We start from the raw sequence: 20,987 nt of genomic DNA on the forward strand, positions 1-20,987 counted from the left end.
ACGTCTCCAATCCTCGTTGGGCGGGGGCAGCGGATGCTGTTCTCGCGAATCAAGCAACGGGGGATCGCGGCACGGCGATCCCCACCGAGGTGGGCCCCGAGCGAGATGCCGGGTCCAGGACCGAGTTGAGCAGCGAACCTCTCCACCAGCCCGTACTTCTCGCCGAGTGCATGAACCTCCTGGGTGCCGAACCCGGGAGAACCTTCGTCGATGGAACACTCGGCTATGCGGGCCACGCGGAGGCGCTGCTGCGCGAGACGGCGCCCGATGGCTTGCTATTCGGGCTCGACCGCGATGCGGATGCCCTCGCTGCTGCAGCTGAACGGCTCGCGCCCTTCGGCGACCGCGCCGTCCTTCTCCACGCGTCCTTTCGTGAACTCCGCGATGTGCTGAAGGCCCGCGGTGTCTCCCAGGTCGACGGAGTACTCCTCGATCTGGGTGTTTCCTCGGTGCAGCTCGATCAGGCCGCGCGCGGCTTCCGCTTCTCGGAAGAGACCGCCGAAGAAACCCCCCTCGACATGCGCATGGATGCCAGCCGAGGCGAGACCGCGGCGGACCTGCTCGCTCGGGCTTCCGAGGAGACGCTCACCGATTGGTTCCGGCGCTACGGCGAACTCCGGGGCGCTGCCCGTCTGGCCAGAACGATCGTGGAAACGCGACGCGAAGCCCCGCCGCGAACCGCGGCGGATCTCATCCGCCTGACCCGCGAAGCCCGGGTCGGCGGGGGCCGCCGGCATCACCCGGCCACCCTCGTCTTCCAGGCTCTGCGGATTGCCGTGAACGACGAGCTCGGTGCCCTGGAAGAAGGACTGGCCACGGCGACGAGTGTTCTCGCGCCGGGCGGCCGGCTCTGCGTCATCGCCTACCACTCGCTCGAAGACCGGATCGTGAAGCACTACATGCGCGACGCCGAGCGCGGTTGCATCTGTCCGCCCAAGGATCCCATCTGTACCTGCGGGATCCTGCCCAGCCTGCGCCGCGTCACGCGACGACCGGTTCGGCCAGACCCTGAAGAGATCGCCGGAAACCCGCGGGCGCGTTCGGCTCGCCTGCGGGCCGCAGAAAGGCTGGCAGCATGAGTCGGGCCTGGAGTCAGAAACGGGCGCGGCTCTTCGATGGGGCGACCAAGGGGACGGAGAACCTCGTCGGCCGCGACATGAAGCGGACACGCCGCCGCCGGCGCGGCGGGCGCATCGCCTGGCTGCCCATCTTCGTCGGCGTCCTGGCCGCCGCCCTCTTCCTGGTCGCTCTGCGGAACTCGATCCTTCGCGTGCGCTACGACCTCGACGCCGCGCGTCAGCGCGAAACCGCGCTCATGGAACGCAAGGCGAACGCCACCGTACGGCTGCGTGAACTGCGCGATCCCACCCGTTTGAATGCCCTCGCCAAGGAGCGCGGCTTCGTCAGGCCCGAGAAGGTCATCGACCTGGGAATGGGGGCAGCGCGCCCATGAGATCCGCGGATCTGCGCCATTCCGGACGGCGAACCCTGGGCGTGGGCGTGGGCCTGCTCCTCTTCTTCGGTGTCCTGGCGGTGCGGGCCGCTCATCTCTCGGTGATCGATGGCCGCGGCCTCGAGCGGGGCGACCGCCAGACGATCACCGTACTCCGGGTGGCACCGGCGCGAGGCATGATCACCGATCGGCACGGCTCGGAGCTCGCCATCACCGTGCAAGCCCCGTCGGTCTATGCGGTCCCCGCGCAGATCAAGGACAAGCGAGCGACCGCGGGAAAGCTGGCGAAAGCCCTGGGCAAGAACACCGCGACCGTCCTCGACCGGCTCGAAAAGCGCTCGCCCTTCGTGTACGTCGATCGCTGGCTCGGCGCGTCCCAGGCCGCCGCGGTTCAGGCCCTCGAGCTACCCGGCGTCGGCCTGGTCGACGAGCCGCGCCGCGCGTATCCGCACAAGGCCCTGGCGGGGCGTCTGGTCGGGTTCGCCAACATCGATGGCCTGGGTGCCCGCGGCATCGAACAGATGGAAGATGGCTGGCTCGCGGGGCAGGCGCGCACGGTCGTGGTCGAACGCGACGCCCGGCAGCATTTGCTCCCCAAGGCCGGTGTCGACCCGCGGACCAGCGTTGGTGGGGATGTCGCCCTCACGCTAGACGCCACGCTCCAAGCCGAAGCCGAGACCGCCCTCTACGAGGTCGTTCGGCAGACCGGATCCCGTGGCGGTTTCGTCGTCGTGATCGACCCGCAAACCGGCGATCTCCTGGCCCTGGCCGAAGCTCCCGGTTTCGACCCGGGTGCGTTCCGAACGACGCCCTACCCGCGGACCGCTTCCTGGGCCTTCCTCAACGCACCGGAACCGGGATCCACGCTCAAGCCCTTCGTCATCGCAGCCGCCCTGCAACGCGGCACCGTGCGCACCGACGAGCTCTTCGATTGCGAGCAGGGGCGCTGGAAGGTGCCGGGGAAGCTCATCCACGACGTCAAGGGCCATGGACTCCTCGACCCGGCAGGCATCTTGCGGGTCTCGAGCAACATCGGCGCGGCCAAGGTCGGCTTCCGGGTTGGAGCGCAACCGCATTATGAAATGCTGCGCGCGCTGGGTTTCGGCAGCCGGAGCGGCAGCGGCTTCCCGGATGAATCCGCCGGTTTGTTGCGCAGCTGGAAGCGCTGGCGAACGGTGGACCACGCCAATGTTTCGTTCGGGCAGGGCCTGAACGCCACGGTGATTCAGATGGCGGGGGCGATGGCGACCCTCGCGAGCGGAGGCGTGTTCCACCAGCCACGGCTGATCGCGGCGCGGCGCAAGCCGGGGGGCCTCTGGGAGACCGCTCCCGAAGCGAAGAGCCGTCGTGTGTTGCGCCCGGAGATCGCCCGCACGGTCATGGACATGCTGCACGGGGTCGTGGCGGACAAGGGCGGCACCGGCCGGCGTGCGGCACTCGAGGGGGTAGCCGTCGCCGGCAAGACAGGTACGGCCCAGAAGCTCGACCTTGCGGCTGGGCGCTACTCCCATGAGGACTATCAGGCCTGGTTCATCGGCGCGGCTCCGGCCGAAGCCCCGATGATCGCCATGGCCGTCATGCTCGACGAACCGCGCGGCAAGATCCACGGTGGCGGCTCCGTCGCCGCGCCGCTCTTTGCACGGGTCGCCTCAGCGGCGCTTGCTCAGCGGGGCGTCGTTGCGCTGCCGAAGCTCGGGCTGCCGGATCTTGCCCGGGTCGACTTGCCGAAGAACCCGAGTGCGAAGGAAACTGCGAAGCGGGTGGCCCGTCCCGCCTCCAGGCCTTCCGCCCGCCCGGATGTCGCAGCGGCACGGCCCAAGCCGCAATCGAATGGAAAGGTGGCGAAGAAGAACGCAGCCGGAGCCCGCAGCCCGGCCGTCGAACCCAGGCGGGTCGCGGCGCGGCCCACGGCCCCGACGCCTCTGGCCCAGCTCGGAGGTCGCGTCCTGCTTCCGGATTTCCGAGGGCTCAGCCGCGGAGAGGTGCAGACGATGGCCGCCGGCGTCTCGCTGCGGCTCGTGCTCGATGGCCACGGACAGGCCGTCAAACAACATCCCGCACCCGGCACGATCGTCGGCGGCTCCTCCGCCGTGCGCGTACGCTTCGAACAGGGCATCTGATGCGCTTCCGCGAACTGCTGGCCGCACTACCGCCCTCCCTGGCCGCGACGCAGGTTTCCGATGAGGACCCGGTCGTGCGCGGGATCGCCTACGACTCACGTGCGGTCGCTGCTGGCGACCTCTTCGTTGCCCTCCGGGGTGGGCGCGCCGACGGTCACCGCTTCCTCGCCCAGGCGAGAGCCCTGGGCGCGGTCGCCCTTCTGGTCGAGGAGTCCAGCGGCGAAACGGAAGACTCGGCGTTCGCGGTGGTGCCGGACAGTCGGCGTGCCCTCGCACCCATCGCCACGCGTTTCTTCGGCCAGCCCGCTCGGGAGCTCGCACTGCTCGGAGTGACGGGCACCAACGGCAAGACCAGCACGACGTACCTGCTCGAATCCATCCTGGCAGCGGCCGGAATCTCGGTTGGGCTGATCGGCACGATCGAGGTGCGTTTCGCCGGGGAGCACGAACGCGCCGTCAACACCACACCCGAGAGTCTCGATCTCCAGCGAACGCTTCGCGCGATGGTGACCCGCGAGGTCCAGGCGGTCGCCATCGAGGTGTCCTCCCATGGGCTGGCCCTCGGCCGCGTCGCGGGTTGCCCGTTTGCCGTGTGCGCCGTCACCAACGTCACCCAGGACCATCTCGATTTTCATGAGAGCATGGAGGCCTACACCGACGCGAAGGCCGCCTTGTTTCGCGATCATCTCGTTCCCGGCGGTTGGGCGGTGGTGAACATCGATGACCCCTCCGCCGAACACTTCCTTCGCGCCGGGGAGCAGGCCGGAGCCCGGTTGCTTCGCGTGACGCGGCGCCCGGATGTCGACGCGGAGCTGCGGGTCCTCGAATCCGAAGTCCGTGTGAACGGAACGCGGGCGCGGCTTGCTCTCCCGGACGGAGAGCTGGCGGTGGAACTGCCGCTCGTTGGAGATTTCAACGTCGAAAACCTCGCGGTCGCAGCGAGTGTCGCATTCGCCTATGGCGTTTCGCACGAGGCGATCGTCCGTGGTGTCGAGGGCTGCCCCCAGGTCCCGGGGCGTGTGGAGCGGGTCGCGAGCGGCCGACCGAACGAACCCACCGTCTTCGTGGACTACGCCCACACTCCGGATGCCGTCGACAAGCTGCTGCGCACCCTGCGGCCTCTCACACAGGGCCGACTCATCACGGTCTTCGGTTGCGGCGGAGACCGCGATCAGGCCAAACGACCGCTGATGGCCGAGGCCGTTGCGCGCTGGAGCGACCGTGCGCTGGCGACCAGCGACAACCCGCGCACCGAAGATCCGGCCGCGATTCTTCGGGATGTCGAAGCCGGGCTCGGCGGGCTCGAGCGCTGTGACGCGGCGAACCTCGACGCGACCGAAAAAGGCTACACCTCGGTGATCGATCGACGTGCGGCGATCGAATGCGCCATCGCCATGGCTCGCGCGGAAGACACGGTGGTTCTCGCCGGAAAAGGCCACGAGGACTACCAGATCATCGGAATCGAGAAGCTGCCTTTCGACGACCGGGAAGAAGCGGCGCGCGCGCTGGCGGGGAGGACCTCTTGAGCGTCCCCTTCTCCGTCGCCGAGCTGGTCCGCTGGACCCGCGGTCGCCTGTTCAGCGGCAGCGACGACGTCCAGCTTGGAGCCGTCTCGACGGATACACGAACCCTCAGCACCGGCGCGTTGTTCGTCGCGATCCGCGGGCCCCATCACGATGCACATGACCACCTGGACGCGGCCCTCGAAGGAGGCGCGTCCGCCCTGCTCGTCGAGCGAGGCACTGCCGCCTCCGAAGCTTGCGACGTCCCGGTCGTCTTCGTCTCGGATACCACGGCAGCGCTGGGAGCCCTGGCGGCGGGCCATCGCGCCGCATTCGATGGCCCGGTCATCGGCATCACCGGGAGCAACGGCAAGACCACGACGAAAGAGATGTGCGCCGCGATCCTCTCCTTGCGCGGGCCCTGCCTCAAGAACAGGGGCAACCTGAACAACGCCTACGGCCTGCCTCTGACCTTGCTCGAGCGAGAGGCCTCCCACGAAACATTGGTGGTGGAGTTGGGCATGAACCACCGCGGCGAGATTGCGCCGCTCGCCGCGATCGCCCGGCCCACGATCGGCGTGATCACGAACGTCGGCAGCGCCCACATCGAACACCTGGGAAGCCAGGAGGAAATCGCCGCAGAGAAAGGCGATCTGATTGCGGCTCTCCCCTCGGAAGGCATCGCGGTATTGAATGCGGACGATCCACGGGTGATGAACCAGGCGGGGCGAACTGCGGCGCGGATCCTTCGCTTCGGAAGGGACAACCCGGCCGATGTCCGAGCCGAGAACATCCGCACGACCCGGGATCGCGGATTCGCGTTCGACCTCGTGACCGCGGACGGTGTCGCCGAAGCGGGCCGCTGGCCCGCCGTCGTCGCAGGCCTCGGTGAGCCGACCGTGATCAATGCCCTGGCTGCGGCCGCTGCCGCGTTCGCTGCCGGCGCAGGCCCGGAAACCGTGGTCCGCGGCCTTGCTGCCTATACAGGCGTCTCGGGCCGGATGGCTCAGATCGAGCTACAGGGCGGGATCGTCGTCATCGACGACAGCTACAACGCCAACCCTCAATCGATGGAGGCCGCCCTGCGCAGCCTCGCGGGCCGCGCCAGCGGAGGCAGGGCCTTCGCGGTTCTTGGCAGCATGGGCGAACTCGGGACGGCCGCCGAAGCAGCCCACCGGGCGATGGGTCGGCTCGCCGGCGAACTCGGCGTGGCGGCGCTCTTCACCTACGGCGAGCACGCCGAGACCCTCGCGGAGGCAGCCATCTCTGGCGGTTTGTCCACGAGCGACGTCTGCGTGGCGAAGACCCACGAAGAGCTCGCGGCGAATCTCAGCCGGCGGCTTCGCAGCGGCGATTGGGTGCTGGTCAAAGGCTCCCGTGCAATGGCCATGGAAAAGGTCGTCGGCTTGCTCAGCAAGCAGAAGGATGAAATCTGAATGCTGTTCCATCTGCTCGTGCCCTTCGCCGACGAGTTCACGGCGTTCAACGTGTTCCGCTACATCACCTTTCGCACGGCGGCCGCGACGCTGACGGCCCTCTTCCTTTCCTTCCTGCTCGGCCCCCCGATCATTCGGGCGCTGGGCCGCCTGCGCGTCGGCCAGCCCATCCGCGAGATCGGGCCGGACCACCAGGCGAAGGAGGGCACACCGACGATGGGCGGCCTCCTGATCCTGTTGTCACTCGGGGTATCCGTCCTGCTCTGGGCCGACCTTACGAACCGTGCCATCTGGATCGTGCTCGGCCTCACCATGGGCTACGGCGTGCTCGGCTTCATCGACGACTACCGCAAGGTGCGCGAAGGAAGCAGCGCCGGCCTTTCAGCTCGAGTCAAGTTCTTCTGGCAATGGGTCCTCGCGATTGGCGTCGCGCTGTTGATCTACGCAGACCCGGCCTTCGACGGCGAGCTCGCCGTGCCCTTCTTCAAGGATTTCACACCGCAACTGGGCTGGCTCTACGTTCCGCTTGCCGCGTTCGTGATCGTCGCCGCGAGCAATGGTGTCAACTTGACCGACGGCCTCGACGGACTGGCCATCGGCCCGGTCATGATCGCGGCCGGCACCTTCCTGCTCCTCGCCTACGCAGCCGGCCACGCCCAGATCGCGGACTACCTGGCAATCAAATCGGTGCCGGGCAGCGGACAGCTCGCGATCTTCTGCGGCGCGCTGGTCGGAGGCGGCCTCGGCTTCCTCTGGTTCAATACCTATCCGGCCCAGCTCTTCATGGGCGATGTCGGTGCGCTCGCCCTGGGTGGCGCCCTCGGCGCGATTGCCGTCGTAATCCGCCAGGAGATGCTCCTCGCGGTCGTCGGTGGAATCTTCGTCGTGGAAACACTCTCCGTGATGATTCAGGTGGCTTCGTTCAAGATGACGGGGCGACGGGTCTTCCGGATGGCCCCGGTCCACCACCATTTCGAACAACTGGGATGGCCCGAGCAACAGATCGTGGTTCGATTCTGGATCGTCTCGATCATCCTCGCGCTCGTCGCGCTCTCCTCGTTGAAGCTGCGCTGATGGTCGACCTCACGGGACAGAAAGTGCTCGTCCTGGGTCTCGGCATGACCGGGGCCAGCGCGGCGCGCTTCTGTGCGGAACGTGGCGCCCGGGTGGTCGTGGCAGACGAACGCCCCGACGTCGACACGAGCCAGCTGCCCGCGGGAATCGAGGTTCGAGCGGGGCAGGTCTTTCCGGATCCGGGTGATTTCGATCTGGTCATCCCGAGCCCCGGGATCCCCCGCGCACGTTATGCCTCGAAGGCAAAGCGAGCCTGGGGGGATATCGAGCTGGCGTTCCGCTTCCTGCAGGTTCCGGTGATCGCCGTGACCGGCACGAACGGAAAATCGACGACCGTTCGGCTGATCGAGGCCATGCTGCGAGCGGCCGGGCTTCGCGCGAAGGCGGCGGGAAATGTTGGCGAACCGGCCCTCGAGCTGGTGGGGCAGGCGCTCGACGTGGCCGTTCTCGAGGTCTCGTCCTTTCAGCTCGAAGCGGTGGACGCATTTCGCCCAAAGGTCGGCGTGCTGCTCAATCTCAGCCCGGACCACCTGGATCGCCACGAATCCATGGAAGGTTATCTGGCCGCCAAGGCCCGGCTCTTCGCACGACAGAACGAGAGCGACCACGCAATCCTGAACTTGCGAAACTCCCAGTTGCGGGAGTTGGCGGGCGGATTGCCGGCCGCCGTGCATGCCTTCGACGGCCAGGAACCCGTGGAACGCGGTGCCAGCTGCGACGGAAGCTGCTTCGTCCGCAGTGAGGGCGGCACCGACCTGCGCTTCCCGCTCCCGGGCGGCGAGCCCCTTCCCGAGCCCCTGCGCAGCAACGCCCTGGCCGCCTGGCTCTCGGCCTGCCTGATCGGGGCGGACCCGGCGCGTGCGCTCAGCGCCCTCGGCGATTTCCAACCACTGCCCCACCGGCTCGAACGCATATCCCTCCGCAACGACGTGGAGTGGATCGACGATTCCAAGGCGACCAACCCGGGCGCCGCAGCTCGGGCACTCGAGGGAATGGAGCGGTCGACGATCTGGATCGCCGGCGGACGAGACAAAGGCCTTCCTTTCGACGAACTGGCTTGCGCGGCGCTCGACCGCGTCCGAAGGGTGCTCCTCATCGGTGAGGCCGCGGCCTCTCTTGGACACGCCTTGGCCGGCCATGCAACGACCGAGCAGCTCGGAACGCTGGAAGCCGCTGTGGCCCGAGCCGCGGAACTCGCCGTCCCGGGCGACGCCGTCTTGTTGGCCCCGGCCTGCGCCAGCTTCGACCAGTTCGCAAGCTTCGAGGAGCGCGGTGATCGGTTTGCGGAACTCGTCGGTGCCCTCAGCATGGAGGGGAACCCGTGAGGGGCATCGCTGCGACACCCAGAAGCCCGCTCGGACGGAGCCGGGCGGCCGCCCCGCACGACGGCAACACCGATGCGATCGCTGCCGTTGCCATGGCGGTCGCGCTGCTCGCCGCGCTCGGGGCTGTCGCCGTTTTCAGCGCCAGCGCACCCCTGGCCCTGGAAGCGACGATCCCGCCCCACTTCCTGCGCCATGCGAGCGCCCTGGGCCTCGGGGCGGGGCTGGCGTGGGTTGCATCCCGCATCCCCCTGACGCTCTGGTACCGGACCGCCCCACTCTTCTGGGGCGGAGCGATTCTGCTGCTGGTGCTCACCGCGCTCATCGGACACACCGCAAACGGCGCGCAACGCTGGCTGGTCATTCCAGGGATCGGGGTCGCGTTCCAACCCGCAGAGATCGCAAAGCTCGCCACCCTGGTGGCGGGAGCGGCGTGGCTCTCGGGCCAGGATGGCAAGGCAGCCCTCACCCGCAACGGTGTGCTGGGTGCGTTGGCCCTCGCGACCATCCCGGCATTGTTATGCGCCCCCCAGCCCGACCTCGGAAATGCCGTCCTCCTGGTCGCGTTGATGGGCCTGCTCTTGTTCGTGGGGGGCGCTCCACTGCGGATCCTCTTCGGTCCGGCAGTCGCCGGGGTCGCGGGCATCGCCCTCTACAGCTTCATCCAGCCTCACGCCCTTCGGCGTTGGATCGGCTTTCTCGACCCCTGGGCCAACGCCAACAACGAAGGCTTCCAACTGGTCCAATCCTTCGTTGCTTTCGGGCGCGGTGGCTGGTTCGGGGTCGGCCTGGGCGACGGGCGCCAGAAACTCTTCTACCTGCCCGAGGCCCACACGGATTTCGTCCTCTCGGTCGTCGCGGAAGAACTCGGTCTGGTGGGCGTGCTGTTTGCGCTCGGCGGTTTCGCCGCTCTCTGGATCGCCGGCCTGCGCATCACGCTACGCACCCGACGCCGCTTTCCGATGCTGCTGGCCTTCGGCATGACCTCACTCATCACCGTGCCTGCGGCGATGAACGCCGCAGTCGTGATGGGGCTGCTCCCAACCAAGGGACTCACCCTGCCCTTCCTTTCCTACGGTCGCACTTCGCTTCTGGTCTCATGCGTAGCCATCGGAATCCTGATCGCCGTGGCGCGAGAACCAGCCGGTGACGCACCAGCTCGCAGGTCCAGGCGATGACCCTTCGCTGGATCATCGCCGGAGGCGGTACCGGCGGGCACGTCATGCCCGCCCTCGCGCTCGGAGAACTGTTGCGTGAGGCCGGAGAGCCGGTGCTCTTCGTGGGGACCGAACGCGGCATCGAAACCCGGCTCGTCCCCGAGGCAGGGTTCGAACTGGTCGCGCTCGATTCCCGACCCTTGATCGGCCGATCGCTCTTCTCCCGAATCCAAGCCGTGGGCGCCCTGCTCCGGGCAACCTGGCGCGCACGCAGCGTGCTCGCGCGCTTCGGTGCAGACATCGTCATCTCGGTGGGCGGTTATGCATCCGCACCGGCGGCCCTCGCCGCCGCATCGAGCGGAACGCCGATGGTGCTCGTGAACACGGATGCGCTGCCCGGCGCTGCCAACCGGCTCTCGGCGAGGTATGCGAAGCGCATCTTCGCCGGTTTCCCGAACAGCGAGAACGCCTTCGGCAAGCTTGCCGAGCGAGTCCAGGTGACCGGCGTCCCGCTGCGGCGAACGTTGCGCGACGCTTTCGCTGGTGCTTCCCCGGCCCAGGTGCCCGAGGACGAGCCGCGGCGACTCTTCGTGTTCGGGGGCTCCCAGGGTGCCCGTCAGATCAACGATGCCCTGCTTGCGATGCTTCCGGAGCTGGCGAAGCGTCGGGTTCGCATCGTTCATCAGACCGGAGAAGCGGATCGCGAGCGTGTCGCCGAGGCGTACGCCGGGGCAGGTGTCGACGCCTGCGTAATCGCCTTCGAGCATGACATGCCGCGACGCTACCGGGAGGCGGAGCTGGTCGTCTGCCGAGCCGGGGCCATCTCGATCGCGGAGCTGGCACTGGCGGGCCGCGCTTCGCTGCTCGTCCCGCTGGCCCACGTGGGCGGCGGCGAGCAGTTCGCAAACGCCCGGCTTCTCGAGGAGTGCGGTGCGGCGCAGGTTCTCGACAGCCGGAAGCCGGATGACGCGACCTTCCAACGAGCACTCCTCGACCTGCTCGATGATCCGGCCGGGCTTCGAAAGATGGGCGCTCTTGCCGCGAAGCTCGGCAGGCCCGAGGCGGCTCGCTCCATCATCGTCACCTGCCGCGAGATCGTTGGAGGCTCGCGATGAAACGGCGCTTTCGCGGCATCGATCGGGTGCACTTCATCGGTATCGGCGGCATCGGCATGTGTGGGATCGCCGAACTTCTCCACGGCCTGGGCTACACGATCACCGGTTCGGACCTTGCCGAAGGACCGACGGTCGACCGGCTGAGAACCCTGGGTATCAGCGTGGTCTCTGGCCACGATGAAACGAATGTCGGCGCTGCGGATGTGGTCGTCGTTTCCTCGGCGATCCGTGCCAACAACCCGGAGATCGCTGAGGCCACACGCCAAGGGATCCCGGTGATCCCTCGGGCCGAGATGCTGGCCGAGCTGATGCGGCTGCAGGATGGCATCGCGGTGGCGGGAACCCACGGCAAGACCACGACCACCTCACTGATCGCGCACGTGCTCGAGCACGCCGGACTCGACCCCACCGCGGTGGTGGGCGGACGCATCGCCGGGGCTGGCGAACGCACCGGGGCCCGCCTCGGACAGGGCGCCTTCCTGGTCGCCGAAGCGGACGAGAGCGACGGCTCCTTTCTACGCCTCGCACCCGTCATCGCCGTGATCACCAACGTGGAGCCCGAGCATCTCGACCACTACGGCAGCGAGGAAGCCCTCCAGGATGCCTTCGTGCAGTTTGCGAACCGGGTGCCCTTCTTCGGCGTCTGCGTCGTCTGCCTCGATCACCCGGGCGTTCAGGAATTGCTGCCCCGGCTGACTCGCCGCCGCAGCACCTACGGGTTCTCTCCCCAGGCCGAGTGGGGCGCAGGAGAGCCTGAGTTCCACGTCGACGGCTCCCGCTTCGAGGTGCGCCAAGGCGACCAGGCGCTTGGCCTGATCGATCTGCCCCTCGCCGGTCGCCACAATGTGCTGAACGCGTTGGCCGCGGTCGCGGTCGCTGGCGAGGCGGGCGTGTCCTTCCAGGACACGAGCGAAGCCCTCGCACGCTTCCCTGGGGTCGAGCGACGCTTCGAAACCAAGGGCGACGCCGCCGGGATCCGGGTGATCGACGACTACGGCCACCACCCCACCGAGATCCGCGCAACCCTGGCAGCCGCACGCGGCGTCCACTCCGGGCGATTGGTGGTCGTCTTCCAGCCCCACCGGTACTCGCGCACCCGCGATCTGTTCGAGGATTTCGCGGCGGCGTTTCATGAGGCGGACGTGGTCTGGGTGACCGAGATCTACGCCGCCGGCGAATCGAAGCTCCCCGGCGTCGAAGGCCTGACCCTCGCCGACGCCGTCCGCGCGCGGGGACATCGGGATGTCCGCTTCGCAGCGGACCTTGCGACCCTTCCGGATCGGCTCGTCCCCGAGCTGCGACCCGGCGACTGGGTCCTCACCCTCGGCGCCGGTGACGTCACGCGCCTTGGCCCGCGTTTGCTTGCGGCCCTGGAGGCTCGCGCATGATCGCGCCGGACGTCCGAGAGGCTTTGCAGCATGCGGTCGGCGACGCCGTCGAATTCGAGGCGGACACGAGCCGCCTCACCTCGCTTCGCGTCGGCGGGCCGGCGGATGCACTTGCCACACCTCCGGACCGCCCTGCCCTCGCCCGCCTGTTGGCGACTTGTCATGCCCACGGCCTGCGCAACCGGGTAATCGGCCGGGGCTTCAACATGTTGATCCGCGACGAGGGCTACGATGGCGTGCTGATCCGGCTCTCCCGCTTCCGAGCCCTGGAAGAGCGCCCGGGCCCGCGAATCTTCGCAGAGGCGGGCGTGAGCCATGCGAGCCTCACGCGCTTCTGTCGGGATCGCGGTCTCTCCGGCCTCGAGTACGGCGCGGGCATTCCCGGCAGCCTGGGTGGCTGGATCGCGATGAATGCCGGAATCGGCCCGCGGGAAACCCGGGACGTCGCCCTGGAGATCGAAGTCATCGGACCCCTCGGCGATGAGCCGCGGTGGATCCCGCGCGACGAGCTGCAGTTCGAGTATCGCGCCCTGCGCGGCCTCGAACCCGGGACGGTTGTGGTTTCCGCTTTGCTCGAGGTGAAACCTGCGACCCCGGAAGAAGTGGGCGCCGAAGTCGAACGGTTGCTCGCCCACCGGGCGGCGACCCAGCCTCTCGACATTCCCTCCTGCGGCTCGGTCTTCAAGAACCCGCCGGGCGGCTTCGCCGGGCAACTGATCGAGGCGGCCGGCCTCAAGGGCTCGCAGCAGGGAGGCGTCATGATCTCGCCTGTCCACGCCAACTTCATCGTCAACACGCGCGTCGGCAGCGGGGCCCGCGCCGACGACGTGTTGACGCTGATCGAGCGCGCTCGCAGCGACGTCGAGCGTTCAACCGGCATTCGCCTCGAAACCGAGGTGCAGATTCTGGGGAGAACCCACTCATGAAGACCCGACGACCTCCCAGCCGACGCATGCGCCGGATCGCGCGATGGCTGACCTGGACCGCCGCCGCAGTGACAGGCCTTGCGGTAGGCACGTTCGGCTGGAACCAGCTGGGAAGCCGGGTCGCTCCGCAACACACCGCCGTAGCGGCGCTCGAACTCTCTGGCAACCAGCGTGTCGCCCCTGAGGCACTGGCGGTCCTGGCTGGCATCCGCCCGGGAACACCGCTCGGCGCCGTCGATCTCGAGGCCGTTCGCGTTCGCATCGCCGGCCATCCCTGGATCGCCAGTGCACGGGTGACGGCCCTGCCGCCGCGTCGCTTGCTGGTCGGGGTCGAGGAGCGCACACCCAGAGCCTTGACCCGAACGGCCACAGGAATGCGTTTCGTCGACGGCAGCGGCGTGGCGTTCGCTCCCGCGCCTGCGGCGGGTGGAATCCCGGAGCTACGCCGTGCGCCGGCGCCTGGAAGCCCTTCGGGTTCGGAGGCAGCTCTCGAAGCCCCGGACCCGGACCTCGTTGCGGGTATCCAGGTCCTCGATGGCCTTGCCCGAGAGGGATTGCCCGCACCTCTCCACGTCGAGGTCGGCCAGGACGAAGCCGGTAGCCATCCCGCCTTTGCCTGGCGCCGCGGCGAAACCCTGCAGCGCGTGGTGCTAGGCGAGGGAGAGCTCGAGACGAAGCTCGCTCGTCTCGCCCGCCTCGTGCAGGCGGATCTGCGCCAGGCCCGTGAGGCCGTGCAGCTCGATCTGCGTTTTCGCGGACGCGTGATCCTGCGTCCGCAGGGAGATGAAGCGGTCACGGATGTGACCCAGGACGACGACCGGCCGCTTGGCCAGGGCGTTTGATTCGATTCGAAATCCAGGTCTTCAACAGGGGGGAAGCACCAAATGGCACGTAAAGACGATTTGATCGTCGGTCTCGACATCGGGACCACCAAGATCTGCGCGATCGTCGCAGAACGAAAAGAAAACGGAGTCGACATCGTCGGGATCGGAACCCATCCGTCGAAGGGGTTGCGAAAAGGCGTGGTGGTAGACATCGACGCCACCGTCGATTCCATCAAGAACGCCGTCGAGGAAGCCGAGTTGATGGCCGATTGCGAGATCTCCTCGGTCTACGCAGGCATCGCCGGGGGCCATATCGACGGTTTGAACTCCCACGGGGTCGTGGCGGTGAAGGACCGGGAGGTCTCCGAGAACGATGTGCGTCGGGTGATCGACGCGGCCAAGGCCGTGGCGATCCCGATGGACCGAGAGGTGATCCATGTGATCCCTCAGGAGTTCATCATCGACGATCAGGACGGGATCCGCGAGCCGCTGGGCATGAGTGGCGTGCGACTCGAAGCCCAGATCCACATCGTCACGGCGGCGGTCACGAGTGCCCAGAACATCGTGAAATGTGCGAACAAGGCCGGCCTCAACGTGGTGGACATCGTGCTCGAGCCCCTGGCCTCCGCCGAAGCCGTACTGGCCAGCGACGAGCGGGACCTGGGGGTCTGCTTGATCGATATCGGCGGGGGGACCACGGATATCGCGGTCTTCTCCGAAGGGTCGATCAAGCACACATCGGTGCTCTCGCTAGGCGGCTACCACATCACGAACGACATCGCGGTGGGCCTTCGCACACCCTTCGACGAAGCCGAACGCATCAAGAAGCGGTTCGGAGTGGCGTCCTCACGCTATCTCGGCTCCGACGATGTGATCACCGTGCCTAGCGTCGGTGGGCGAAGGCCGCGGGAAGTCTCACGCAAGATCCTCTGCGAGATCATCGAGCCGCGTATCGACGAGATCCTCTCCCTGGTTCGCCAGGAACTGGTTCGCGCTGGCCTCGAAGACAAGATCCCGTCCGGCGTCGTGCTGACCGGTGGCGCGTCGGCCCTGACCGGTGCGCCCGATCTGGCCGAGGAGATCTTCGAATCTCCGGTGCGCCAGGGCCAGCCGACCCACGTGGGTGGACTGCAGGACGTGGTGCGTAGCCCGATGTACGCCACGGGCGTCGGCCTCGTGTTGTTCGGCCACTCGTCCAGCGGTCGCCACCAGAGCCGTTTCCGCATCCGGGACGAATCGATCTTTCGGCGCGTGAAGCAGCGCATGCGGGACTGGTTCTATGGGGAGTTCGAGTAGGCCGGCCCGCCAGTTGGGCCCGGAACACAATGAGGTCGAGCCCGGAAATGACCGGGCCGGGCTCGCAACTTTTGAGCTAAATAGGCGTTTCCTCTCGGGAAAGTTCCCGCTAGGATCGCGACCACAAGGGGGGTGAAGATGGGCAAGAATCGCAATCCGCGGGATTCGGAGACGCTGGCAGATGCCTCGGGGGATGGTTTCGATCTCCTTGAGGTAGGCCCCGACGATGGCAACGATCTGCTCGAATTCGAAGATTCGGGCGAGCTCCATGCGCGGATCAAAGTCGTCGGCTGCGGCGGTGCGGGTGGCAATGCGCTGGACACGATGATCCGAGCCGGCCTGTCCGGCGTCGAGTTCGTGGCGGCCAACACGGATGCCCAGGCACTCGAACACAAGCTGGCACCGACCAAGGTCCAACTCGGACCGCAAGTGACCCGTGGTCTCGGTTGCGGCGCGAACCCGGAAAAGGGTCGTGCGGCGGCCCTCGAGGATCGCGACAAGTTGCGCGACATGCTGATCGGCTCGGACATGGTCTTCGTCACCGCCGGGCTCGGCGGCGGTACGGGCACCGGCGCCGCACCGGTCATTGCCGAGGTCGCCCGCGAGATCGGCGCCCTGACGGTTGCCGTCGTGACGAAGCCGTTCCCGTTCGAGGGGCGGCAACGCACGAAGCACGCGGAGCAGGGGCTCGACGAGCTGCACCGTGTCGTGGACACGCTGATCACGATCCCGAACCAGCGCCTTCTGGCGTTGGCCGGCAAGGACACGCCCATGACGGCGGCGTTCACGCTGGCGGACGACGTGCTCGTGAACGCGGTCCGGGGCATCTCGGACCTGATCACGGTACACGGCTTGATCAACCTGGATTTCGCCGATGTACGCACGATCATGAACGAGATGGGCATGGCGCTGATGGGTACGGGAGCCGCCAACGGCGAGAACCGCGCCCAGGACGCGGCCTACGCGGCGATCTCGAGCCCGTTGCTCGAGGACGTCTCGATCGACGGCGCACGGGGGGTGTTGATCAACATCACCGGCGGGCCGGACATGACCCTCTACGAGGTGAACGAGGCATCGACACTGGTCCAGGAAGCCGCACACGAGGAGGCGAACATCATCTTCGGCGCGGTCATCGACGAGACGGTGGGCGAGGGCGAACTCCGCGTCACGGTGATCGCCACGGGCCTCGACGATGGCCGTGTGCGGGTGGGCGAGCGCACGCCGGCCCGCGAAAGCCTGGCCGAGCTTCGCCCGCTGGACATGCCTGCCGCAGCGGCGCCCGACGCGGTCGCGCCGCCTCCTGCGGCCGAGCAGACGACCGAGGCCGTGCCCTTCGTCGCGGAGCCCGTGCGTCCCGCGGCCGAGGATGTGGCCAGCCCTGACGAGTTCGTCTCGCCCTTCGAAGACGAGCTCGATGTGCCGACCTTCCTGCGCAAACGACGCCAGGCGGGCCTGCCTCAGGAAGAAGAGGACGATCGTGAATCGCCCGCCTTCCTGCGGAGATCGGCGGACTAGCCGCTAGCCAACTCGGCGGCCCGGCCCTTCCCAAGGGTCGCAGACCAAGCGCGGGGTAGAGAGGTTTCGACCTCTCTACCCCGTTTCATTTGCTCAGCAGGCTCTCCTCCGTCAGCCTTCGCCCATGACAGAGCCGCTTCTCCTCATCGATCGCCGGGATGGAATCGCGACGGTCACCTTCAATGATCCGGCGCGCCTGAATGCCATGACCGAAGCCATGGGCGAAGCCATCTCGAGCGCGATGGGCGAACTCGCGCGAGAGGATGCCGTGCGGGTGGTGATCCTGACCGGTGCGGGCCGGGCGTTCTCCGCCGGTGGCGACCTGGACATGATCGATCGCATGGGCACTGCGGGACGCGCTGATCCCGGCGGTGCGACCCGTGCCCACAATCGCGATTTCATGCGGCGCTTCTACGGCCTCTACCTGGCGATGCGCGAGTTGCCCCAGCCGACGATCGCTGCGGTGAACGGCCATGCCATCGGTGCCGGCTGCTGCGTGGCCCTCGCCTGCGATATCCGCCTGGCCGCCGAAGAGGCCAAGCTCGGGCTCAACTTCACACGCCTCGGCATCCACCCGGGCATGGCGGCGACCTGGACGCTTCCCCGCCTCGTCGGCCCGGCCCACGCGGCCGAGTTGCTCTTCACGGGCCGCCTCCTGGATGGCCCGGAGGCCGCGCGAATCGGCATGGTGAACCGGAGCCTGCCCCGCGAGAAGGTTGGGGCGGAAGCCCTCGCGATGGCGGAAACGATCGCCCAGGCGTCCCCACTCGCGGTCCGCGGCACCAAACGCTCCCTCGCAAAGACCGCCACGGCCAGCCTCGATGAGCAACTCGGAACCGAGGCCCACGAGCAAAGCCTCTGCTACGAGGACGCCGACCTCGCCGAGGGCCTGATGGCGGCAAGGGAGAAACGCCCTCCCCGTTTCTCGGGTCGCTAGGCGAGACCTGCCCGGAGAGCTACGCCCGAGCCAAGCGGTGATTCACGTCACGTCACGGCATTTTTCATTCGCTACCCCTCAAGTCGAAGGCGTTTCGTACGAAACGCATGAAGGCGGAACAAGGGGACTTCGTGAAGCGGGCAATCAAGAGCCACGGACTCTGGCTCACCGTGGCCTACGTCGGCCTGATCCTGCTGATCGCAAAGGGCTACGCCTGATCCCAGGCCCCGGCAGCCCACTCCCGCAGGTCCACGCCTTTCCGGTTCCGGCGGCGGGCGGAATTCGCGCCCGCCACACCGTGCCTGGGGTAGAAATGGCACCACACCGGGCATTCCAATCCTGGTGGAATGCGAGGCGCTGAGCTGCGACCCACTGTGTGGAGCTTCGATGTCCCGAACCAACCTGATTGGTGAGCCGCGCGATGTGGCTCTGCGCGTGCCTCGTGTTCAAAGACGCGCATTTCTCGGGGGGCTCGCCGCATCGGGCGTCGTCGGGGCTGCCCTGCCCGGCCTGTGGACGATCCGGACTTCGAGCCGAATGGGGGCATCTACATCGACGGCGATGGCTGGGACATGTTCCAGGCCGAACGCCGAGAGCTGCTCGAGCACATCGAGCAGGAGCAGGTCGAGAACGTCGTCTTCACCAGCGGTCATACCCACATCTATCTGACTTCCGAGCTCCACATCGATTTCGACGATCCCGCGTCCGTTCCGGTCGCGGCCGATTTCGTTACCGGCTCCCTGACGGCGGATCCGGATCCGCTCACCCCGGCTCCGCTCGACGTGCTGCACTTCGCCGAGAACCTGATGCTCAAGGCCAAGAAGCCGCGCTTCCGCATGGTGAGCGGAGGCTCGGCGGTCGAACGTCTGCTCTGAGTGCCACTCGAAACTGGACGGCTCGAACGGTACGAAAGCGCCCGATCTCGGTATGCTGGGACCCGCGCCAAGGGGAGCCAGCCATGTCTTTGAGCCCGAAGGGCACGATCGCCCGATGGGCGATCGTGAGCCTCGCCATCCTCACGATCGCATGCGAGAACGCCCCACCGCCGGTATTCGGCGGCGGCTCTGTCGCAACCTGGACCGCCTACGGCGGGACACCGGGCGGTACGCACTACTCGACGGCCGAGCAGATCACGCCCGAGAACGTGAGATGGCTGGAGCTCGCCTGGGAGCATCGCTCCGGGGACATCCGGAAGGCTCAGGAGCCCGGCGAAGGGCGCATTCCCGTCACGAACAACGGGTTCCAGGCGACGCCGATCGTGATCGACGACACCCTGTACTACTGCTCCTCTTTCAACAAGGTCTTCGCCCTCGACGCCGAGACCGGGGCTGAGAAGTGGCGTTTCGATGCCGAGGTGGACCGGTATGCCGACGTCCTCCCGGTCTGTCGGGGGGTCAGCAGCTGGCGCTCGGGGAAGCAGGGAACCTGCGAGCACCGGATCCTGATGGGCACCCTCGACGCGCGCCTCATCGCCCTGGATGCCGAAACGGGCAAACGCTGCGAGGATTTCGGGGAAGGTGGAGAGGTGGATGTCACGCATCGCGTGTCGAAGCACCATCCGGCCGAATACAGCATCACCTCGCCCCCGGCGATCCTGAACGATCTGGCCATCACGGGCTCGTTGGTCCTCGACAACCAGCGCACGGATGCACCCAGCGGCGTGGTGCGCGCCTATGACGTGCGAAGCGGCGAACTGCGCTGGGCATGGAATCCCGTCGCGCCCGACGCGGAGAAGCTGAACGAGGACGGCACCTATCGCAGCGGCACGACCAATGTCTGGTCGATCATCGCCGTGGACGAGGAACGCGACCTCGTATTCGTGCCCACCGGCAACACCAACCCCGACTACTACGGGGGGCATCGAGACGGCCTCGACCACTACTCGAGCTCCGTGGTTGCCTTGAACGGCAAGACCGGTGAGGTGGTCTGGCACTTCCAGATGGTTCACCACGATCTCTGGGACTACGACACCCCGTCGCAGCCGACCCTGATGGATTTGCGCCTGGGCGAGGAGACGATTCCTGTCGTCGTGCAGGTGACGAAGATGGGCATGACGTTCGTCCTGCATCGTGAGACCGGCGAGCCTGTATTCCCGGTCGAGGAACGCCCGGTTCCTCAAGGCGCGGTACCCGGCGAGTACCTCTCGCCGACCCAACCGTTCCCGACCCACATCCCCCATCTGCTCCCGCCGATCACCGCAGACGATGCCTGGGGCTTTACGTTCCTGGACGAAGGTGCCTGCCGGGATCGGCTGAACGAGCTGCGTAACGACGGGATCTTCACCCCACCCTCCCTCGGCGGCTCTGTGCTCTATCCCTCGAATGGCGGAGGGAACAACTGGGGTTCGCCGGCCATTCATCTGGGCGAACAGACCATGCTGGTCGTCACGTGGCGGATGCCTGCCACCAGCAAGCTCGTGCCGCGAGACGAATGCGCGGACAACTTCCAACCTCAACACGGCACGCCCTACTGTGTCGAGACCGGGCTCGTCTTCTCTCCGATCGGCGTGCCCTGTACTGCGCCACCCTGGGGCACGCTCGACGCGATCGATCTGGAGGCCGGCAAGATCCGCTGGAGCGTCCCGCTCGGAACGGCTCGTAAGCTTGCGCCCTTCCCGTTCTCATTGATCAAGGGCGTGCCGGGAGTTGGAGGCCCCATGGTCACGTCGACGGGGCTCGTATTCATCGGCGCGTCGATGGACCACATGCTGCGCGCCCACGACCTCACGAGCGGTGACGTGCTCTGGGAGACGACGCTACCGACGGCTGCCAACGCGGTTCCGATGACCTACCAGGTTCATTCCGAAGGTCGCCAATACGTCGTCGTCGCCGCCGGGGGACATTGGGGTTCACCCAGTCCGCCCGGTGATCACCTGATGGCGTTCGCTCTGCCAGGATCGTCGCGAAGAGAGCGCTAGCCTCC

The 20,987-nt window shown here is 67.4% G+C and carries 17 protein-coding genes; all 17 read left to right on the plus strand.

Translation table 11 applies throughout. The annotated features are described in order from the left end of the window. The first annotated feature begins 170 nt into the window (after nucleotides 1-170). The 17 genes from rsmH (at nucleotide 171) to GY937_07415 (ending at nucleotide 20,982) form a co-directional block, all read left to right on the plus strand. A complete protein-coding gene (gene rsmH, locus GY937_07335) occupies nucleotides 171-1,079 on the plus strand; it encodes a 16S rRNA (cytosine(1402)-N(4))-methyltransferase RsmH (protein ID MCP5056528.1) in 909 nt (302 codons plus the stop codon). Further along, on the plus strand, nucleotides 1,076-1,453 hold the full coding sequence (locus GY937_07340; protein MCP5056529.1) for a hypothetical protein: 378 nt from the start codon (nucleotides 1,076-1,078) through the stop codon (nucleotides 1,451-1,453). The genes rsmH and GY937_07340 overlap by 4 nt, the downstream gene beginning before the upstream one ends. Beyond that, nucleotides 1,450-3,573: a hypothetical protein gene (locus GY937_07345; protein ID MCP5056530.1), complete on the plus strand. Its 2,124-nt coding sequence runs from the start codon at nucleotides 1,450-1,452 to the stop codon at nucleotides 3,571-3,573. Before GY937_07340 ends, GY937_07345 begins: the two co-directional genes overlap by 4 nt. Further along, on the plus strand, nucleotides 3,573-5,099 hold the full coding sequence (locus GY937_07350; GenBank protein MCP5056531.1) for a UDP-N-acetylmuramoyl-L-alanyl-D-glutamate--2,6-diaminopimelate ligase: 1,527 nt from the start codon (nucleotides 3,573-3,575) through the stop codon (nucleotides 5,097-5,099). Before GY937_07345 ends, GY937_07350 begins: the two co-directional genes overlap by 1 nt. After that, nucleotides 5,096-6,511 (plus strand): UDP-N-acetylmuramoyl-tripeptide--D-alanyl-D-alanine ligase, encoded by a 1,416-nt coding sequence (locus GY937_07355; protein ID MCP5056532.1) that lies wholly within the window; start codon nucleotides 5,096-5,098, stop codon nucleotides 6,509-6,511. The genes GY937_07350 and GY937_07355 overlap by 4 nt, the downstream gene beginning before the upstream one ends. Continuing rightward, nucleotides 6,512-7,585: a phospho-N-acetylmuramoyl-pentapeptide-transferase gene (locus GY937_07360; protein MCP5056533.1), complete on the plus strand. Its 1,074-nt coding sequence runs from the start codon at nucleotides 6,512-6,514 to the stop codon at nucleotides 7,583-7,585. Continuing rightward, nucleotides 7,585-8,910: a UDP-N-acetylmuramoyl-L-alanine--D-glutamate ligase gene (gene murD / locus GY937_07365; protein ID MCP5056534.1), complete on the plus strand. Its 1,326-nt coding sequence runs from the start codon at nucleotides 7,585-7,587 to the stop codon at nucleotides 8,908-8,910. Before GY937_07360 ends, murD begins: the two co-directional genes overlap by 1 nt. Beyond that, the gene (locus GY937_07370) at nucleotides 8,907-10,085 is read left to right on the plus strand and encodes a cell division protein FtsW (protein MCP5056535.1); all 1,179 of its coding nucleotides are present in this window, start codon (nucleotides 8,907-8,909) and stop codon (nucleotides 10,083-10,085) included. The genes murD and GY937_07370 overlap by 4 nt, the downstream gene beginning before the upstream one ends. Beyond that, nucleotides 10,082-11,179 (plus strand): undecaprenyldiphospho-muramoylpentapeptide beta-N-acetylglucosaminyltransferase, encoded by a 1,098-nt coding sequence (gene murG / locus GY937_07375; GenBank protein MCP5056536.1) that lies wholly within the window; start codon nucleotides 10,082-10,084, stop codon nucleotides 11,177-11,179. The genes GY937_07370 and murG overlap by 4 nt, the downstream gene beginning before the upstream one ends. Further along, nucleotides 11,176-12,567 (plus strand): UDP-N-acetylmuramate--L-alanine ligase, encoded by a 1,392-nt coding sequence (locus GY937_07380; GenBank protein MCP5056537.1) that lies wholly within the window; start codon nucleotides 11,176-11,178, stop codon nucleotides 12,565-12,567. Before murG ends, GY937_07380 begins: the two co-directional genes overlap by 4 nt. Next, on the plus strand, nucleotides 12,564-13,493 hold the full coding sequence (murB, locus tag GY937_07385; protein MCP5056538.1) for a UDP-N-acetylmuramate dehydrogenase: 930 nt from the start codon (nucleotides 12,564-12,566) through the stop codon (nucleotides 13,491-13,493). Before GY937_07380 ends, murB begins: the two co-directional genes overlap by 4 nt. Next, nucleotides 13,490-14,335 carry an FtsQ-type POTRA domain-containing protein gene (locus GY937_07390; protein MCP5056539.1) on the plus strand — a complete coding sequence of 282 codons (846 nt, stop codon included), beginning with the start codon at nucleotides 13,490-13,492 and terminating at the stop codon, nucleotides 14,333-14,335. The genes murB and GY937_07390 overlap by 4 nt, the downstream gene beginning before the upstream one ends. 42 nt (nucleotides 14,336-14,377) lie before the next feature. Beyond that, on the plus strand, nucleotides 14,378-15,613 hold the full coding sequence (ftsA, locus tag GY937_07395; GenBank protein MCP5056540.1) for a cell division protein FtsA: 1,236 nt from the start codon (nucleotides 14,378-14,380) through the stop codon (nucleotides 15,611-15,613). A 237-nt stretch (nucleotides 15,614-15,850) separates the two neighbouring features. Beyond that, nucleotides 15,851-17,128 (plus strand): cell division protein FtsZ, encoded by a 1,278-nt coding sequence (ftsZ, locus tag GY937_07400; GenBank protein MCP5056541.1) that lies wholly within the window; start codon nucleotides 15,851-15,853, stop codon nucleotides 17,126-17,128. Nucleotides 17,129-17,252: 124 nt separating this feature from the next. Beyond that, a complete protein-coding gene (locus GY937_07405) occupies nucleotides 17,253-18,065 on the plus strand; it encodes an enoyl-CoA hydratase/isomerase family protein (GenBank protein ID MCP5056542.1) in 813 nt (270 codons plus the stop codon). A 512-nt stretch (nucleotides 18,066-18,577) separates the two neighbouring features. Next, nucleotides 18,578-18,940 carry a hypothetical protein gene (locus GY937_07410; protein MCP5056543.1) on the plus strand — a complete coding sequence of 121 codons (363 nt, stop codon included), beginning with the start codon at nucleotides 18,578-18,580 and terminating at the stop codon, nucleotides 18,938-18,940. 83 nt (nucleotides 18,941-19,023) lie between these two features. After that, a complete protein-coding gene (locus tag GY937_07415) occupies nucleotides 19,024-20,982 on the plus strand; it encodes a pyrroloquinoline quinone-dependent dehydrogenase (protein MCP5056544.1) in 1,959 nt (652 codons plus the stop codon). The last annotated feature ends 5 nt before the right edge of the window (nucleotides 20,983-20,987 follow it).

Source organism: bacterium, assembly GCA_024228115.1.
Lineage (GTDB): Bacteria > Myxococcota_A > UBA9160 > UBA9160 > UBA6930.

Bases quoted from the DNA above. Each gene is read 5' to 3' on its own strand.
- GY937_07405 (MCP5056542.1), top strand. From the start codon at position 17,253: ATGACAGAGCCGCTTCTCCTCATCGATCGCCGGGATGGAATCGCGACG.
- GY937_07340 (MCP5056529.1), top strand. From the start codon at position 1,076: ATGAGTCGGGCCTGGAGTCAGAAACGGGCGCGGCTCTTCGATGGGGCG.
- GY937_07345 (MCP5056530.1), top strand. From the start codon at position 1,450: ATGAGATCCGCGGATCTGCGCCATTCCGGACGGCGAACCCTGGGCGTG.
- murB (MCP5056538.1), top strand. From the start codon at position 12,564: ATGATCGCGCCGGACGTCCGAGAGGCTTTGCAGCATGCGGTCGGCGAC.
- GY937_07390 (MCP5056539.1), top strand. From the start codon at position 13,490: ATGAAGACCCGACGACCTCCCAGCCGACGCATGCGCCGGATCGCGCGA.
- murG (MCP5056536.1), top strand. From the start codon at position 10,082: ATGACCCTTCGCTGGATCATCGCCGGAGGCGGTACCGGCGGGCACGTC.
- GY937_07415 (MCP5056544.1), top strand. From the start codon at position 19,024: ATGTCTTTGAGCCCGAAGGGCACGATCGCCCGATGGGCGATCGTGAGC.
- rsmH (MCP5056528.1), top strand. From the start codon at position 171: ATGAACCTCCTGGGTGCCGAACCCGGGAGAACCTTCGTCGATGGAACA.
- GY937_07380 (MCP5056537.1), top strand. From the start codon at position 11,176: ATGAAACGGCGCTTTCGCGGCATCGATCGGGTGCACTTCATCGGTATC.
- murD (MCP5056534.1), top strand. From the start codon at position 7,585: ATGGTCGACCTCACGGGACAGAAAGTGCTCGTCCTGGGTCTCGGCATG.
- ftsA (MCP5056540.1), top strand. From the start codon at position 14,378: ATGGCACGTAAAGACGATTTGATCGTCGGTCTCGACATCGGGACCACC.
- GY937_07360 (MCP5056533.1), top strand. From the start codon at position 6,512: ATGCTGTTCCATCTGCTCGTGCCCTTCGCCGACGAGTTCACGGCGTTC.
- GY937_07350 (MCP5056531.1), top strand. From the start codon at position 3,573: ATGCGCTTCCGCGAACTGCTGGCCGCACTACCGCCCTCCCTGGCCGCG.